Annotated in this window: 17 protein-coding genes, 1 tRNA gene and 1 other RNA gene; 10 read left to right on the top strand and 9 right to left on the bottom strand. The window is 44.8% G+C overall.

The features are described 5' to 3' along the window. Positions 1 to 230 precede the first annotated feature (230 nt). On the bottom strand, positions 231 to 2126 hold the full coding sequence (locus HMPREF2917_RS09125; protein WP_049491044.1) for a M13 family metallopeptidase: 1896 nt from the start codon (positions 2124 to 2126) through the stop codon (positions 231 to 233). 148 nt (positions 2127 to 2274) lie between these two features. On the opposite strand from HMPREF2917_RS09125, the gene HMPREF2917_RS09120 reads away from it, so the two are divergent. The 4 genes from HMPREF2917_RS09120 (at position 2275) to tpx (ending at position 5350) form a co-directional block, all read left to right on the top strand. Further along, on the top strand, positions 2275 to 2997 hold the full coding sequence (locus HMPREF2917_RS09120; RefSeq protein WP_003009916.1) for a metal ABC transporter ATP-binding protein: 723 nt from the start codon (positions 2275 to 2277) through the stop codon (positions 2995 to 2997). Beyond that, positions 2994 to 3836 carry a metal ABC transporter permease gene (locus HMPREF2917_RS09115; protein ID WP_049491045.1) on the top strand — a complete coding sequence of 281 codons (843 nt, stop codon included), beginning with the start codon at positions 2994 to 2996 and terminating at the stop codon, positions 3834 to 3836. Before HMPREF2917_RS09120 ends, HMPREF2917_RS09115 begins: the two co-directional genes overlap by 4 nt. 11 nt (positions 3837 to 3847) lie before the next feature. Continuing rightward, positions 3848 to 4777, top strand: coding sequence for a metal ABC transporter substrate-binding lipoprotein/fibrin-binding adhesin FimA (gene fimA / locus HMPREF2917_RS09110; RefSeq protein ID WP_023919586.1), 930 nt, complete (start codon positions 3848 to 3850; stop codon positions 4775 to 4777). Between the two features lie 78 nt (positions 4778 to 4855). Then, positions 4856 to 5350, top strand: a complete 495-nt coding sequence (gene tpx / locus HMPREF2917_RS09105; protein WP_049491046.1) for a thiol peroxidase — start codon at positions 4856 to 4858, stop codon at positions 5348 to 5350. Positions 5351 to 5384: 34 nt separating this feature from the next. Here the strand turns inward: tpx and HMPREF2917_RS09100 are convergent, their stop codons facing one another. Next, a complete protein-coding gene (locus HMPREF2917_RS09100) occupies positions 5385 to 6410 on the bottom strand; it encodes a DUF3114 domain-containing protein (protein ID WP_070590357.1) in 1026 nt (341 codons plus the stop codon). Between the two features lie 124 nt (positions 6411 to 6534). Between HMPREF2917_RS09100 and HMPREF2917_RS09095 the strand changes: the two genes are divergently transcribed. Continuing rightward, positions 6535 to 7188: a metal-dependent transcriptional regulator gene (locus HMPREF2917_RS09095; protein WP_031574880.1), complete on the top strand. Its 654-nt coding sequence runs from the start codon at positions 6535 to 6537 to the stop codon at positions 7186 to 7188. A 21-nt stretch (positions 7189 to 7209) separates the two neighbouring features. Here the strand turns inward: HMPREF2917_RS09095 and dtd are convergent, their stop codons facing one another. The 7 genes from dtd to HMPREF2917_RS09060 all read right to left on the bottom strand — a co-directional run bounded on the left by dtd (position 7210) and on the right by HMPREF2917_RS09060 (position 13573). Continuing rightward, on the bottom strand, positions 7210 to 7653 hold the full coding sequence (gene dtd / locus HMPREF2917_RS09090) for a D-aminoacyl-tRNA deacylase (RefSeq protein ID WP_031574877.1): 444 nt from the start codon (positions 7651 to 7653) through the stop codon (positions 7210 to 7212). 311 nt (positions 7654 to 7964) lie between these two features. Beyond that, a complete protein-coding gene (locus tag HMPREF2917_RS09085) occupies positions 7965 to 10184 on the bottom strand; it encodes a RelA/SpoT family protein (protein ID WP_070590355.1) in 2220 nt (739 codons plus the stop codon). 162 nt (positions 10185 to 10346) lie between these two features. Then, complete coding sequence (locus tag HMPREF2917_RS09080; protein WP_070590352.1) at positions 10347 to 11090, bottom strand: 16S rRNA (uracil(1498)-N(3))-methyltransferase; 744 nt, start codon at positions 11088 to 11090, stop codon at positions 10347 to 10349. A 1-nt stretch (position 11091) separates the two neighbouring features. Continuing rightward, on the bottom strand, positions 11092 to 12042 hold the full coding sequence (prmA, locus tag HMPREF2917_RS09075; protein WP_070505334.1) for a 50S ribosomal protein L11 methyltransferase: 951 nt from the start codon (positions 12040 to 12042) through the stop codon (positions 11092 to 11094). A gap of 137 nt (positions 12043 to 12179) precedes the next feature. Next, the gene (locus tag HMPREF2917_RS09070) at positions 12180 to 12653 is read right to left on the bottom strand and encodes a GNAT family N-acetyltransferase (RefSeq protein ID WP_070590347.1); all 474 of its coding nucleotides are present in this window, start codon (positions 12651 to 12653) and stop codon (positions 12180 to 12182) included. Beyond that, positions 12650 to 13090: an NUDIX hydrolase gene (locus HMPREF2917_RS09065; protein ID WP_070590345.1), complete on the bottom strand. Its 441-nt coding sequence runs from the start codon at positions 13088 to 13090 to the stop codon at positions 12650 to 12652. The genes HMPREF2917_RS09070 and HMPREF2917_RS09065 overlap by 4 nt, the downstream gene beginning before the upstream one ends. 12 nt (positions 13091 to 13102) lie before the next feature. Next, entirely contained in the window at positions 13103 to 13573 is a 471-nt protein-coding gene (locus HMPREF2917_RS09060; protein WP_045759019.1) for a DUF3013 family protein, read from the bottom strand. A gap of 114 nt (positions 13574 to 13687) precedes the next feature. On the opposite strand from HMPREF2917_RS09060, the gene HMPREF2917_RS09055 reads away from it, so the two are divergent. From HMPREF2917_RS09055 to HMPREF2917_RS09035, 5 genes are all read left to right on the top strand, one after another. After that, a complete protein-coding gene (locus HMPREF2917_RS09055) occupies positions 13688 to 14959 on the top strand; it encodes a replication-associated recombination protein A (RefSeq protein WP_070590342.1) in 1272 nt (423 codons plus the stop codon). Between the two features lie 66 nt (positions 14960 to 15025). After that, a non-coding RNA gene (gene ssrS / locus HMPREF2917_RS09050) (6S RNA) lies at positions 15026 to 15218 on the top strand. Positions 15219 to 15223: 5 nt separating this feature from the next. After that, positions 15224 to 15296, top strand: a tRNA-Lys gene (locus tag HMPREF2917_RS09045). 95 nt (positions 15297 to 15391) lie between these two features. Continuing rightward, the gene (locus HMPREF2917_RS09040; RefSeq protein WP_227038370.1) at positions 15392 to 15805 is read left to right on the top strand and encodes a helix-turn-helix domain-containing protein; all 414 of its coding nucleotides are present in this window, start codon (positions 15392 to 15394) and stop codon (positions 15803 to 15805) included. A gap of 222 nt (positions 15806 to 16027) precedes the next feature. Then, on the top strand, positions 16028 to 16543 hold the full coding sequence (locus tag HMPREF2917_RS09035; protein ID WP_042361342.1) for an HdeD family acid-resistance protein: 516 nt from the start codon (positions 16028 to 16030) through the stop codon (positions 16541 to 16543). The last annotated feature ends 159 nt before the right edge of the window (positions 16544 to 16702 follow it).

The raw sequence follows: 16702 nt of genomic DNA, 5'->3' as shown, positions 1-16702 counted from the left end.
GTTTCAGTAGATTGAAACTTGGCTTTGGGGATTTTTATTTTTTTACAAGCATTGAGAAAATCAATCACTTAACTGAAGTCGAGACTACTTCCTTTGATCAACAAAACTAGTATCGCGAAATTGAACTCGCCCTAAAAGCGTCGAGAAAAAGAGAGATTGACTGGTGGGCCTGGCCCACATGGTCAATCTCCTATTTTCTTCTCGCTTTTTTACGGGCTTAGTATCTTAAACTACCAAATGATCACACGATCTTCTGGTGCGCGCCACATGCCGTCGCCTTCTTTGACATCAAAGGTTTCAAAGAATTCGTCAAAGTTTGGTAATTGGACATTGGTGCGGAGTTTTCCTGGTGCGTGGACATCGACACTTGCGAGGAGTTGCATGTACTCTGTCCGAGCTTTCATGCGCCAGATGCGAGCAAAGTTGGTGAAGAATTCTTCTGCTGAGAAATCTTCCTCTTTCTTAGCGGCTTCAAGGGCTGCAGCGATACCACCGAGGTCTGCTACGTTTTCAGAAACGGTCAATTTCCCGTTGATCTTGGCACCGTAAGAGTCTTGACCTTCGAACTGATCGATGACTTTTTGCGTGCGAGCGGTAAAGGCTTCGTAATCTTCTGGTTTCCACCAGTCTTTCAAGCTACCGTGCTCGTCAAAGGATGCTCCATTGGTGTCAAATGCGTGGGAGATTTCATGGGCAATGACTGCACCGATTCCGCCGTAGTTGGCTGATGATGATTGGTGAAGGTCATAGAAAGGTGCTTGTAAAATCGCTGCTGGGAAGACGATTTGGTTTTGTTGCGGATCATAGTAGGCATTGACCAGGTGGGCTGGCATGTGCCATTCGCTTCGATCAACCGGTTGGTTCCACTTGCTCCAAGTATGGGCAATGGAAATTTCGTAAAGGGCTTGAGCATTTTCAACCAAGGTCTTGCTTTCGTCGATGATCTTTTTGGCGTATGTTTCTGGTAATTTTTCAGGGTAGCCGATATGTGGTGTGATGACATTGAGTTTGACAATGGCTTTTTCACGAGTTTCAGGAGCGAGCCAGTCTGCTTTTTCTAAGCGCTCCTTATAGACGTCAATCATGGTCGCTACTTTATGCTCTACGTCTGCTTTTGCTTCTGGTGAGAATTTTTCGCCCGCATACCAGAGTCCAAGTGCTTGGCTATAAGGTCCTTCTGCCAAGGCCAGAGCTGCTTTTTCTTTTGGACGAGGTTCTGGAATCCCCGTGATGATCCGTCCATATTCACCAGACAAGACACGGATTTCTTCCGTCAAGAAAGACGTCCAATCTAAAGCTGCACCAAGTTTCAATTTGGCATGAATGGTTTCCCAGTTGGCTGCCGAGTAGTATTTTGGTGCGAATTCCTTCCAGAAACGCTCTTCTGGAACGATGATTTTATCTGGTGTTTGTCCGATCACTTCAGTAAAGAAGGCATCGAGTGGCAATTCTGGGACCAAGGCCTTGAAATCTGCCCACTCATAAGGATGGTAGAGTTTGTTGTACTCGGATCTTTCTTCGTTTGATAAGACATATTTGGCCAATTCTGCATCCGCCACAATGACCTTATCCAGGATATCCTTGATTTCTTCCTCTGAGAATTCAAATTTAGGTAAGAGTTTTTCCATCATTTGGCGCCAGATAGCCAGTAATTCTGGGCCTTTTTCGTTACCTTCTTCATAGTAGGTCGTATCTGGCAAGATGAGAGCAAGAGACTCTCCCCACAAGACATTCATTTGGGCATTCATAAAGTCTGGTGACACGCTAAATGGCATGAGATTCGGTTTGCCAGCTAGTTCATAGGTGCCTAACTTGCTGGTATAGTCTTCAAAAGAAGACAGAGCCTTGATTTCATTGATCAAAGGCATGACTGGTGCCACACCAGCTGCTTCTCGCGCATCAAAATCTGCCACCATTTTATGGTATTTGACAAAGTTTTGCAGAATGCTGTCTTCAGGCAGCTCTTCTCCCCGTTGCCATTTTCCAGTGATATCCAACATCAAGTTTTCGATATCTTGGATCAAGTCCATAAAACCACCAGTTGACGGTTTGTCATCAGGAATCACAGCTGTCTCAGCCCATTCCCCATTGACGTAATCATAAAAATCATCTTGTAAACGTACCATGATCTTCTCGCTTTCATTCTTTTCTAATAACCTTATCAAAAATAGGAACTTTTTTCAATGATTACAAGTAAGTTAATCTAAATCATTTTAAAAATTAACTTGACTTAATTTTTTTATTTATGTATATTAATAGTAAAGGAGAAAAATCATGATTCAAATTGAACATCTAAGTGTTGCTTACCAGCAAACACTGGCCTTGGAGGATCTTTCCCTCACCATCCAGGGTCCAACCATCCTAGGCATTCTTGGACCCAACGGAGCTGGAAAATCAACCCTGATCAAGGCCATGCTAGGACTTCTCCCTCATTCGGGAAAGGTCCTGCTCGATCAAAAAGATCTCGGCCAAGCTCTTCAACGAGTGGCCTACGTCGAACAGAAATCCGCTATTGATTTCCACTTCCCCATCACGGTGCGGGAGTGTGTCTCACTGGGCCTCTACCCCCATCTTTCTATCTTCAAGCGAAAAAGTAAAGAAGATCTCCAAAAAGTGGAAAATGCCTTGAAACTTGTCAATCTTCTTGATCTAGCAGATCGCCAGATCGGCCAGCTTTCGGGAGGGCAATTCCAACGGGTGCTAATCGCCCGCTGCTTGGTCCAAGAAGCAGAGGTCATCTTTTTGGATGAGCCCTTCGCAGGGATTGACTCCGTCAGCGAAGACATTATCATGCAGACCCTTCAGACCTTGAAACAAGAAGGCAAGACCATTCTGATCGTCCATCACGATCTCAGCAAGGTCCCAGCTTATTTCGACCAGGTCCTCCTCCTTCACCGCAAGCTGATCGCTTTTGGAAAAACAGAGGAAACCTTTACCAAGGAGAATCTGCATGCAGCCTATGGGCATGAACTCTTTATAGGAGGTGGAGTCGGATGATTACAGAATTTATCGATGGATTACAGCAATTCCACTTCTTACAGAATGCCCTGATCACAGCCATTGCCATTGGTATTGTCGCTGGAGCTGTCGGATGCTTCATTATTTTGCGAGGCATGTCTCTCATGGGAGATGCTATCTCGCACGCAGTCCTTCCAGGGGTGGCCCTGTCCTTTATCCTTGGCATCAATTTCTTTATTGGCGCCATTGTCTTTGGACTTTTAGCTTCCATCCTTATCACTTATATCAAGAGTAACTCCATCATCAAGAGCGACACTGCAATTGGGATTACCTTTTCTTCTTTCCTCGCCTTAGGAGTCATCCTGATTGGAGTCGCTAAAAGTTCCACCGACCTTTTCCACATCCTCTTTGGGAATATCTTGGCCGTCCAAGACCGGGATATGTGGATAACCATCGGTGTTGGTGCTGCGGTCTTGCTGGTGATTGTCCTACTCTTTCGACCCTTACTGCTCACATCTTTTGATCCTGTTCTGGCTCAATCCATGGGCGTCCGGGTCAAGGTCTATCACTACCTCCTTATGGTGCTCTTGACCTTGGTTTCTGTCACTGCTATGCAGAGTGTCGGAACCATTCTCATCGTCGCCATGCTCATTACACCCGCTGCGACAGCTTATCTCTATACCAATAGTCTCTGGTCCATGATGCTCCTTTCATCCGGATTAGGTGCTCTTGCATCCATCCTGGGACTCTTTATTGGCTATAGCTTAAACATCGCCGTCGGGTCTTGTATTGTCCTCACTTCTGCTGTCTTCTTTCTCATCAGCTTCTTTATCGCTCCTAAGCAGAGAAAGAATAAGCACGCTCTTTCATCTCATTAAAGGAGAAACACATGAAAAAAACCGCTTCTATCCTCGCCCTCTTTGTGGCGCTCTTATTTGGTCTGTTGGCCTGTAGCAAAGGCTCTTCTTCTGGAGCTTCTGGTAAATTGAAAGTGGTCACCACCAATTCAATCCTTGCAGATATAACTAAAAATATTGCTGAGGATAAGATCGATCTGCACAGTATCGTTCCTGTCGGCAAAGATCCTCACGAGTACGAACCGCTTCCAGAAGATGTCAAAAAGACTTCGCAAGCAGACCTCATCTTCTACAACGGGATCAACCTCGAAACCGGTGGCAATGCTTGGTTTACTAAATTGGTCAAAAATGCCAATAAAGTTGAAAACAAAGACTATTTCGCAGCTAGCGACGGAGTCGACGTCATCTACTTGGAAGGCCAAAACCAAGCTGGAAAAGAAGACCCTCACGCTTGGCTCAATCTCGAAAACGGGATCCTCTACGCTAAAAACATTGCCAAACAATTGATCGCAAAAGATCCCAAAAATAAGGACTTCTACGAAAAAAATCTAGCAGCCTATACTGAAAAACTTAGTAAGCTCGACCAAGAAGCCAAACAAAAATTCAACAATATCCCAGAAGAGAAGAAGATGATTGTAACCAGTGAAGGCTGCTTCAAGTACTTCTCCAAAGCCTACGGCGTCCCATCTGCCTATATCTGGGAAATCAATACGGAAGAAGAAGGGACACCTGACCAAATCAAAACGCTGGTAGAAAAGCTCCGGCAAACCAAAGTACCGGCCCTCTTTGTCGAATCCAGTGTCGATGAGCGTCCTATGAAAACTGTGTCTAAGGATACCAATATCCCGATCTATGCAAAGATCTTCACTGACTCGATTGCCAAAGAAGGAGAAAAGGGCGATAGCTACTACAGCATGATGAAGTGGAACTTAGACAAGATCGCAGAAGGATTGAGTCAGTAGACCATTCAGATTTCTAAACAAATCAGTGGTCCCTCCACCGGTATTGCGGTACAATAAAAACAAAAAAGGAGTCTTTTTATGGCAACATTTTTAGGAAACCCTGTGACCTTTACCGGATCTCAACTTCAAGTAGGGGAAATGGCCCATGATTTTTCATTGATCACTCCAGCTCTTGAGAAGAAATCTTTAGCTGATTTCGCTGGCAAGAAAAAAGTCCTCAGCATCATCCCATCTATTGACACTGGTATCTGTTCCACTCAAACACGTCACTTCAATCAAACCTTATCAGATATGGAAGACACTGTCGTCTTGACGGTCTCTGTCGACCTTCCTTTTGCTCAAGGTAAATGGTGCGCTGCTGAAGGGCTCGACAATGCCATCATGCTCTCAGACTACTACGACCATTCCTTCGGGAAAGCATACGGCCTCTTGATCAATGAATGGCACCTACTTGCGCGTGCTGTCTTGGTCTTAGATGCGGATAACAAGGTTACTTACGTTGAATACCTAGAAAATATCAACAGCGAACCAAATTACGACGCTGCAATCGAAGCCGTCAATGCGCTTGGATAAATGAAAAAAGAGGTCTGCGACCTCTTTTCCATTGCTATAAAATCCGATGAAGTCCATTCTGTAGGAGGACGCGCCAGCGTAAGCGAGGGATGCCTCTGAGGAAACTCCGCACGCGCTGTGCCACTTGTTGCTTGTAGCTCTTGCCTCCTTGTGCAAAGACCCCTTTTCGACTCCAGTAGCCTTCGACACTGCGATCATTTTTAGGGGCTAGATAGCGAATACCTTGGCGATAAAGGACCTGCTTCCGAAAGGCTGGGTCCCAAGCTTTGACGGGGTCAATATCTAAGTCCTTATGGGTCCGTCCCCTAGCCAGCCCGTAGTTAAAACTAGCCCCATTGACAATGCCATTTTCAGAAACTTCTACTGGATCGACTTCATTGAGAAAACGCCCGGCTTGATCGAGAATATACTCCGTATGAAAATTTAACAAGACCTTGAAATTGACTTGTTGGGAGGCCCCTGATGGATAATGAAGGTGACCATCTGGCCCTAGGGAGACCTTATTGTGAAGGCGGGCAGCCGCATAAGCATCCACCGTGACCGCTCTAGCCTTTTGTATGTAAGCTTGTAAGGCCTCCTCGTCAGTCTGTCCAGCTCTGGCCTTATGCGTCCGAATCCATTGGGCTTGGTAACTTGAAAGTAGGTAGCGTAACTGGTGAACCTGGCGTTTCAAGAGCTGATCTCCCGACTGATCTGCTAAGGGATCCTTTTCAAAGGCGATTTGCACGACGTGTGAAAAAGCCTTCCAAAAGTCGGAACCTGGCGGACAATCTGGAGACATCCTACTCAGAAGAAAGGCTGTTTCTTCACAAGTTCCGGACAGGTCACTTGGCATAAGAAGAATTTTCATGACTCCCCTCAGCAAGTCTTGGGCAGCCGTTTCCGTTAGATCTTTGATCTCTTGAAACCACATGTTTTGAAACAGAGGACTGGCAAAGAAAAAGACAGACTGGTATTGTTCTTGGTAGGCTTGTGGATCTTTCAATCCCTGCAAGTGCTTCTCTAGATAGGCTAAACTACTCTCTCTCCAGCCTAATCTCACTAATTCCCGTCTGTTCATAGTGCCGTCCTTTCTATGCTACTATACTACCATCTTTTGGAGCTTGAGACAATTCTCATTACTCCACTAGCGTTTTTGAGGATTTTTTTGATATACTAGAAGTGAGCGAAGAAAAGAGGAAAGCATGACACCAAACAAAGAAGATTACCTCAAGTGCATTTACGAAATTGGCACAGAAGTAGAAAAAATCAGTAATAAAGAAATTGCCAGTCGCATGCAGGTCTCTCCACCCGCTGTGACCGAGATGATTAAGCGTATGATCTCTGAGGGCCTCTTGGTGAAAGATAAAACCCATGGGTATCTACTAACGGATCTAGGATCGCAGTTGGTCTCTGATCTCTACCGCAAGCACCGCTTGATCGAAGTATTTCTTCTGGAAAAACTTGACTATACAACTGAAGAAGTCCATGAAGAGGCAGAAGTTCTCGAGCATACCGTTTCTGAACATTTCATTGACCAGCTGGATCACATGCTTGGAACTCCTAAGACCTGCCCTCACGGTGGGACAATTCCAAAGAAAGGCGAAAGGCTTGTCGAAGCCTACCAAGACCGTCTCAGCGAAGCGACCCAACCTGGTCTGTATATTCTGCAAAGGGTCCATGACACCTATGAATTGCTAAAATTCTTAGACCAGATCCATCTCCAGATTGGGAATACTATCGCGTTTCAACGGTATGATGACTACACAGGCCTCTATCACTTAGTCATCCATGGACAAGAAATTTCTATCAACCAAGTGATCGCCCAACAACTCTATATCGAAAAACATGCAGTCTAATCCGACTGCATGTTTTCTTACTTATGGATTTTTTGTATCTAACAAAATCGTCACTGGACCATCATTGATCAATTCAATCGCCATATCGGCCCCAAAGATCCCTCGTTTGACAGGGACTTCTTTTTCTAATTGATCATTAAAGGCATCATATAACTGACTGGCCATATCTGGCTTGGCAGCCCCTATAAAAGCAGGACGGTTGCCTTTTTTTGTCTCCGCAAAGAGGGTAAATTGAGAGATTGACAAGATTTCTCCTTGGATATCTTTGACCGAAAGATTCATCTTATCTTCCTCATCTGAGAAAATACGCATCTGCGATACCTTGCGGACCGCATAATCTAAATCCTTCTGGTCATCCTCAGGTCCTACTCCCACTAAGAGTAGAAGCCCATCCTGAATCTGACTATAAACTTGACCGTCAATAGAAACCGAGGCACTCTTGACCCGTTGAATCACTAATTTCATTTTATTATCCTATTTTAACAATCTATTGAGCATTCACTGCTACCTTCAAAGAAAATCGACATCAGACAAGGCAGTGAGACGCAGGCAGACTATCCGAAAACCAAAGGCTGTTCAGTTGCTTTTAGGGCAAGGCAGCGAGACGAAGACAGTACTGAAGTACGGCAAGGCGAGCTACCAAGCAATAAAAGAGTTCTGACCACGCTTCTCAATCTTCAAAGAAAATCGACATCAGACAAGGCAGTGAGACGCAGGCATAACTGTAGTTAGGCCAGTCGAAACTAACGCAGTATGAAGTCGATTTTCGTAGAAGACTAGCCGTTGGTACGCTTAACAGAGTACACCTCCGGCACACTCTTAATCTTATCCACAACCGTTGTCAACATAGACAAGTTTGGAATCCCAAAGGAAATGTGGATATTGGCAAATTTCATATCTTTGGTTGGTTGGGCATTAACGGTTGAGACCATCTTAGCTGTATTGGAGAGGACTTGTAGTACATCGTTCAGAAGTCCGGCACGGTTGAATCCGTAAATATCGATGTGGGCGATATAGTCTTTGGTCGTATTGTTATCTTCCCATTCCACATCAATCAAACGTTGCTCGTAGTTGTCTTGGGCACGTAGGTTCATACAGTCCTGACGGTGAATGGCAACACCGCGTCCTTTGGTAATATAACCGACGATTTCATCACCTGGAACTGGATTACAACACTTAGCAATCCGAATCAAGAGTCCAGAAGCACCTTGGATGACCACGCCACCCTCGTGACGGACCTTCAAGGTGTCTTTTTTATTTTCAACCTTGACCTCGCCACCTTTGACTAGCTCTTCTGCTTCTGCGCGTGCCTTAGCCCGCTCTTCTTCCCGGCGTTCATCCTCCGTCAAGCGGTTAAAGATGGTAATAGCCCCAATCTCTCCAAAACCAATCGCCGCAAACAAGGCTTCTTCTGTCTTATAACTTGATTTTTGTAGCACTTTGTCCATGTGCTTTTTGTCCATGAACTTATTGGCTACCAAGTCATGCTCGTGGAATTGGGCCATCAAGAGGTCCCGACCACGGTTAATCGACAATTCCTTGTCTTGATTTTTAAAGAATTGACGGATCTTGTTGCGCGCCTTGCTAGTTTTAACAAGGGTCAGCCAGTCACGGCTCGGACCAAAGGAGTTGGCATTGGTGATAATCTCCACCTGGTCTCCCGTCCGAAGTTTGGTATTGAGGGGCACCATCCGGCCATTGACCTTAGCACCAATCGCTTTTTCCCCAACCTTGGTGTGGATTTCATAGGCAAAATCGATCGGCCCAGAATCTTTCGGAAGCGAGCGCACGGTTCCATCTGGTGTGAAGACGTAAATCTCTTCTGCCAGGATGTCTTCTTTTACATTTTCAACAAATTCTTTGGCATCGCCTGACTGGTCTTGGAGTTCCATCATCTCCTTGATCCAGTTCATCCCAATAGCCGATTCCTTGCTGTTGACCTGACCCTTGATCCCTTTTTTATAGGCCCAGTGAGCCGCAACCCCGTATTCGGCAACCTCGTGCATTTCCTTGGTTCGGATCTGGAATTCAATCGGCCCTTTAGGACCATATACAGTCGTATGGATGGACTGATAACCATTGGCCTTCCGGTTGGCAATATAGTCCTTAAAACGCCCTGGCATTGGCTTCCAGAGCTCATGGATGTAGCCTAGCATAGCATAAACATCACTTGGAGTATCCAGGATACAGCGGATAGCAATCAAGTCATAGATTTCATCAAAGCGTTTCTTCTTATCCTGCATTTTGCGATAGATCGAATAGATATGCTTTGGTCGACCATAAATTTTTCCATGCAGATGGCGTTCCCCAGCATAGGTCTCAATCTTGTGGACAACCTCTTCCACCAACTCTTCTCGCTCGCGACGTTTTTCCTTCATCATATGGGAAATCTTGTAGAATTCGACTTCATTCAGATAACGGAAGGACAAATCCTCAAGTTCCCATTTGACGCTGGAAATCCCGAGACGGTGAGCTAGTGGTGCATAGATCTCCATGGTCTCACGCGAAATGCGCTCTTGCTTATCCTTGCGCAAATGCTTGAGGGTACGCATATTATGCAAGCGGTCTGCCAATTTGACCAAAATGACACGGATATCTTGAGACATGGCCATGAGCATCTTGCGATGGTTTTCCGCCAACTGCTCTTCATGGGACTTGTACTTGACCTTCCCGAGCTTGGTCACCCCATCGACAATCACGCGCACATCATGACCAAATTCGCGCTCTAAATCATCTAAAGTCGCATCCGTATCTTCTACGACATCATGCAAAAAGCCACAGGCGACCGTCACAGCATCCAGTTTCAGCTTGGCAAGGATTCCTGCTACTTGAATTGGGTGGATGATATAAGGCTCGCCAGACTGACGGAATTGCCCATTATGGCAATCAACCGCATAGACCAAAGCCTTTTGCACAAAAGCAACATCTTCAGGTGATAAATATTTTTTTGTAAGGGCAACGACTTGGTCCCCTGTTAAATTCTCTTCTTTCGGCATGTATTTTCTCCAGTTTCTTGGATACTATTTTAACACTTTTAGAAGCAGATGGGAACCAATGAAGCTACTTTAATATACGGATACTTCTCGAAGATCATTCTGGGATCCACCTTGCTTTCATCATTCTTGTAAAAAAACTAACGAAGCGATTCCTTCACTTCGTTAGTTCATTAATTCTGTAACAACACTCACGGCACTGAGAGCATAGAGTGGGGCCGTTTCCGCTCGTAGGATGCGAGGCCCAAGCCCTACTAACACTGCTCCTTTAGCTGTAAAACTTTCAATTTCTGCAGGGGAGAGGCCTCCCTCTGGCCCAAAGATAAAGAGCAATCTGCTTCCAGCTTCCAATCCGGTCAGAGACTGAAGTAAAGCTGCTGCCTCTCCTTCTTTAGCCGACTCTTCATAAGCCACCACTATCCGATCAAACTGGTCGAACTGATCCAAAAAGTCTGCCTTTTTCTCAAAAAGGGTAATGCTTGGGACCAAATTCCGCTTGCTTTGCTCGGCTGCTCCAAGGGCGATTTTTTCTAGTTTTTCGACCTTTTTACCCAATTTCTTGCCGTCCCACTTGGCAACGGACCAGTCAGCAGGGAAGGCCCAGATCTGGCTGGCACCGAGTTCCGTCACTTTTTGAGTGATAAACTCGAGCTTGTCTCCCTTGGGAAAGCCTGATGCGATGGTCACTTGGACTGGCAGCTCCACATTGTCAGCCAATTCTTTGATTAGTTCCAACTGACGGGCTTCCACATTAACCACGCGCGCCAAACGCTTGATCCCATCATCAAAGACTAGAGTCACCTCATCATCCTCTTTCAAGCGCATGACCTGAAACATGTGCTTGCTGGTTTCCTTGTCCTCGATGGTGACAGGTGAAATTGCACTCCCTTTAACAAAATACTGTTGCATGCTAGCCTCCAATCACACCGGAGACATCCTTGGTCTTCTTGAAGACGCAGGCATTCCATTCCCCTTGGATCATGTGGGTTTCAAGGAAAAATCCAGCTGACTCAGCCGACTCACGTACCATGTCCCATTTGTCCTTGATAATGCCACTCATGATCAGGTAGCCTTCGTCCTTGACCAAACGATAAGCATCATCCGTCAGATGGATAAGGATATCCGCCAAGATATTAGCCACGATGACATCTGCCTCAATCTCCACGCCCTTGAGCAAATCGCCTGGGGCTACATGAATGTTTTCCATGCCAGGATTGAGCTCAATATTTTCCTGAGCGACGCGAACCGCCACATCGTCGAGATCATAGGCGAAGATTTCTTTGGCACCTAGAAGGGAGCTAGCGATAGAAAGGACCCCTGAACCAGTTCCCACATCTAGCACCGTTTCCCCACCACGAAGGACCTGCTCCAAGGCAAAAAGACTCATCTTGGTCGTCGGGTGAGTTCCTGTCCCAAAGGCCATCCCTGGATCTAGCTTGATAATCTTCTCGCCAGCAGTTGCCTCATAGTCCGTCCATGACGGAACGATGGTCAAGTCATGAGTGATACGAGCTGGTTCATAGTATTTCTTCCAATTATCTGCCCAGTCTTCCTCAGCCAAGGCGGTCGTCCCCATCTTGACCTCTCCTAGATCCATAAAATCCGTCAATTCTGCTAAGCGAGCCTGCAAGTCCGCTTCAACCGCTGCTACATCAACCGTTTCCGGGTAGTAGGCCGTCACCACGATTTCTTCTTGCTGCTCGACATCAGGAAAAATCTCACCAAAGCGGTCGACATTGCCCACATAGTCCATGCTGTCTTCGATTGCGACCCCTTGGGCACCTAACTCGATCAAGAGGTTGGAGACCAGCTCCTCCCCTTCACGCTTCACTGTAACTTTTAACTCTTGCCATGTTTCCATCATTAAGATACCAAGCCCGTAAAACACAAAGCCAAAATAGGAAACTCTCTGAAGACACTTGTGTCTATGAGAATTTTATCTTTTTGGTATAGTGTTTAGGGCGGGTTCAGTTTAGAAATTTAACCGAACCGTCCTTTCTATTTCTCTATCAATTTTTTCATGTAGACCATATCCATGCCTTCTTTTTCAGGCTCGATATGGGTTTGATGGTAGCCATTCTTCTCGTAGAAGGCGACCATGCCTGCATCTTGTAACACCGTACACAAATCCCATTGTGTGATGGTTGGAAATTCTTTTTCCAGCAAGCTCAAACCTTTAGATCCATACCCTTTTCCCTGATACGGAGGCAGAATCGCTGCGGTCCCCAACCAAGCTTCCGTTAACTCTTCATTGGTATGAATTCGTAAAAAACCAATCTTCTCTTCGTCTTCTTTCACAAAGTAGTAATAGCTATTGGGCCGCTCAACTAATTTCCATTTGATTCGCTCGCGATCTTCTAGATAGGGATCATATTCATCTTGGTATTTGTCATAGACTGCTTTAAAACTGGCTCTTTGAATGGCAATAATGGTTTCTAAATCCTCTGCTCCTGCTTTCTCAAGTCTTATCATAAACTTTCCTCCACATAATCTCTCACCCGTTCTTGCAATTGAGGAACCACTCGATCTGAAATTAAAAACTCTTCAAAGCTCACTAACTTATAGCCCTGTCCCTCATCTCCAAAGTCAATGTGTTCAAACTCTTCTTGGGCTAGATTGCCAACTAGAAAAACGAACTGTTTCTTCTCATCCAAGATGCCAGGATAGATCTCGGACCATATCACTTCCTCTTTCGACAGTTGAATATTCAATTCCTCATAAACCTCACGCGCCACACACTCAAAAGGTGTCTCATTTCCTTCCCGACCACCACCTGGCAAGTCCCACATATTGGGGTAAGGAATCGTTTCTTTATCATCGCGCAAGATGGTCAAAATTTGCCCCTCACAAATCAAGGCAATTTTACAACCCGTAAATTCGAATCGTGCTTCTAAGCAATCCTCAAGCATGAGCTTTCCCTCTTAATATCTCGGATAGGGATAAAAGGTGCTTTCTTCTAGGCCAATCTTGCCTTCTTCAAAAACTTCTTGGTTCCAGACGATCTCAAAGCTCTCTGCTTCTTCGTCTGCTAAGAAATCCATGAGCTCATCCAAGGCCAACTCAGCTGTATCTCGGAGGAAAGTCGCAAAATAGGCTAGAAACTCACGAGACAAGCCTTTTTTAGGCTCATAAGGAATCGCCGTTAAATAGGCATCTTCTTCCACATGAGACTTGGCTGGATTGTAGAAGAGCACGGCTTCTTCAAAGAAAATATCCTCATCAGACTCTTCACCGGCTTCATCAACCAGTGCAACCCCGCCTGTGTTTTGCGCTTCCAAGAGAAAAGCCACTTCTACCGCATGGTTTTTCTTATCCCAATTGATCTCAAAATCAAAGGGAAAAACCTTGTCCATCTCCTCTTCTAAAACATCCAAAAATCCGTATTTAGACATAGCGTCCTCTTTCTAATTTCCCACTCTTAGAGCGGAATATGATACAATAGTTACTACAATCTTACCATAAAAACCGTCTCTTTGAAAGGAGACAAAGCTAGAAAGGAGAAGGAAATGCCCGACAATCTCGCACTCCGTATGCGACCACGAACGATCGATCAAGTCATCGGTCAACAGCACCTGGTTGGAGAAGGCAAAATCATTCGTCGCATGGTCGAGGCCAATCGTCTGTCCTCTATGATTCTCTATGGACCTCCGGGGATCGGAAAGACCAGTATTGCTTCTGCGATCGCAGGAACGACCAAGTATGCTTTTCGGACCTTTAATGCAACAGTTGACAGTAAAAAACGCCTCCAAGAAATCGCAGAGGAGGCCAAATTTTCTGGTGGCTTGGTCCTGCTCTTGGACGAGATCCATCGCCTCGATAAAACTAAACAAGATTTTCTCCTGCCTTTGCTCGAAAGTGGTCTGGTCATCATGATCGGTGCAACGACTGAAAATCCCTTTTTCTCTGTCACACCCGCTATTCGTAGCCGCGTACAAATCTTTGAGCTGGAACCGTTGACGACGGAGGAGGTCAAGCAAGCTCTAAAAACGGCGCTGGACGATCCCGACCGTGGCTTTGATTTTCCAGTCGTGCTCGATGAGGACGCTTTGGATTTCATCGCTACCTCAACCAATGGAGATCTTCGCTCTGCCTTTAATTCTCTCGATCTGGCGGTGCTGTCGACCTCTGAAAATGCAGAAGGAATTCGCCATATTACGCTAGAGATCATGGAAAACAGTCTCCAGCGCAGCTACATCACCATGGACAAAGATGGAGACGGCCACTACGACGTGCTCTCTGCTCTGCAAAAATCTATCCGTGGTTCGGATGTCGATGCTAGTCTCCACTATGCAGCTCGTTTGATCGAAGCCGGAGATCTACCCAGCCTAGCTCGTCGCTTGACTGTCATCGCTTATGAGGATATCGGTCTGGCCAATCCAGATGCGCAGATTCATACCGTGACAGCGTTACAAGCAGCTGAGCGCATCGGCTTTCCTGAGGCCCGCATTCTCATCGCCAACATCGTCATCGATCTAGCCCTTTCGCCGAAATCCAACTCAGCCTACGTTGCCATGGACAAGGCGCTGGCTGATCTTAGAAGTTCTGGCAACCTTCCTATTCCTCGCCACCTCCGCGATGGTCATTATGCTGGAAGCAAGGAACTGGGAAATGCACAAAACTATAAATATCCCCACAACTACCCCGGCAACTGGGTCAAGCAGGACTACCTGCCAGACAAGCTCAAACACGCGTCCTACTTTATTCCCAATGAAAATGGCAAGTACGAGCGTGCTCTCGGAGCCACCAAGGAGAAGATTGATCAATTCAAGAAAAAGTGACATCGGTTTCAAAAAATTGAGATTTTCCCTTGAAATATTTTCAAAATGTGGTATCATATACATATAGAAACGCTGTGGTGTACGACTTCACACTTAAGTGTTGACCGACTATTTTTTGTATTATTAGGGAAACAAAAGACTTCTGGCAGTATGCAGGCCGTTTCACGCGGAAGCAGCTAAGTCAGAGCGAGTTGCCCACCTGCTTAATTGCGCGGGTTCAATACAAATCGTGAAGTTTCGGCACCAATACAGCTTTTTATATTTGCCTCCTTAGCTCAGTTGGTAGAGCAGTAGACTCTTAATCTATGGGTCGCAGGTTCGAGCCCTGCAGGGGGCATCTAAATCAACAGGAAAAAGCCTTGATTTATAAGGCTTTTTTGCTTGTCTATAACTGATTTGCCCCATCATTTGCCCCACATTTTTTTATGAGCAATCTTTCCAGACATCTCTGATTACGAAAAACAAAAAAGCTATCCTACCTTTGCAAATTTGGATAAGATAGCAGAATATTTTAATGCAACTCCAACCCAACTCTTTGGAACGAGTAAAGAGATTGAGTTAGAAAAGAGTGTTCTTGAATCTAATGAATACTCTGATAAAGTAAGTGAAATCTTAAAAGCTGTCAAATACATCGAGCATTTCCTACATACTGATGGACAGTACTTAGAGGATTTACTTTACTTAACAAGAGGCAACCAACTATACACAGAAGATGGAGATGAGTTGTATATTGATCCAACTTCTCAGAAAAGAACACTTCATAACCAATATGAACCTGGTTTTATTGAAGCAAGGGATAAATCTCCACTAGAGCTCTTAATTGAAAATAAGGAGCTATTAGATTAAATAAAAAAAGCGAGGATATCCTCGCTTCAGATTGAAGTTAAAATCTTTAGAAGACACTTTTATAAGGACTTTGTCTTAAATCTGTGAAAAGGAGTGAAAACTCCTTTTCTTTTTGTAAGTCAGACTGAAACTTCCAAATTGTTTATTTATTTTATTGACATTTTCTATAAAAATAAGTATAATAGTTTTATTAGAAAACTATACTATATAGGGGGTATTGAAATGAAATTTTCTAATCGTTTACTGCTATTCCTTGCAGGAGTTGTTTTTGTCCTTTTAGGACTTTTCCTATTTACAAACCCAGTAGCTAATCTTGTTGCTTACAGCTGGTGGATTTCATTTGGTTTACTGGTTTCTTCTATAGCAGCTATTTTAGGCTATTTCTCTGCACCAAAAGAGCTTCGCTCACCTGTTTATCTTTTCCAAGGATTTGTTAGTCTTCTCTTAGCTCTTTACCTCGTTGCTTATGGCTTTGTGACCCTGCCGGTCGTCATTCCGACCATTGTAGGAATTTGGTTAATTGTAGAAGCCATTATTGCTTTCTTTAAAGGCAATCGTCTAAGATTGAATTTCCCTATTATTGGTAGCAATATCACGTGGGTAGCCTTGCTTGAATTTTTACTAGGTCTAGTGATTCTGTTCAATCCAGTGGCTACAGGTGTCTTTGTCGTTTATGTCATTGCCTTTTCAGTTTTAGTTACTGGCTTCACCTACATTATTGAGGCCTTTCGTAAATAGTCTAGTTGCTATTTCTATCGCATTCAAAAAAGCTGGGAAATCATATTCTCAGCTTTTTTGTCTCTTTAATTATCACTTTTTCGCATTCCATTCTGCGTAGAAATTTGTTTTTCCATTTTATTCTCCAATTTGATCTCGCACTGACATTTATTTATAACA

Source organism: Streptococcus sp. HMSC061E03 (assembly GCF_001813505.1).
Lineage (GTDB): Bacteria > Bacillota > Bacilli > Lactobacillales > Streptococcaceae > Streptococcus.
The sequence above is the reverse complement of the archived record's forward strand: the minus strand, read 5'-3'. Positions and strand labels throughout refer to the sequence as shown.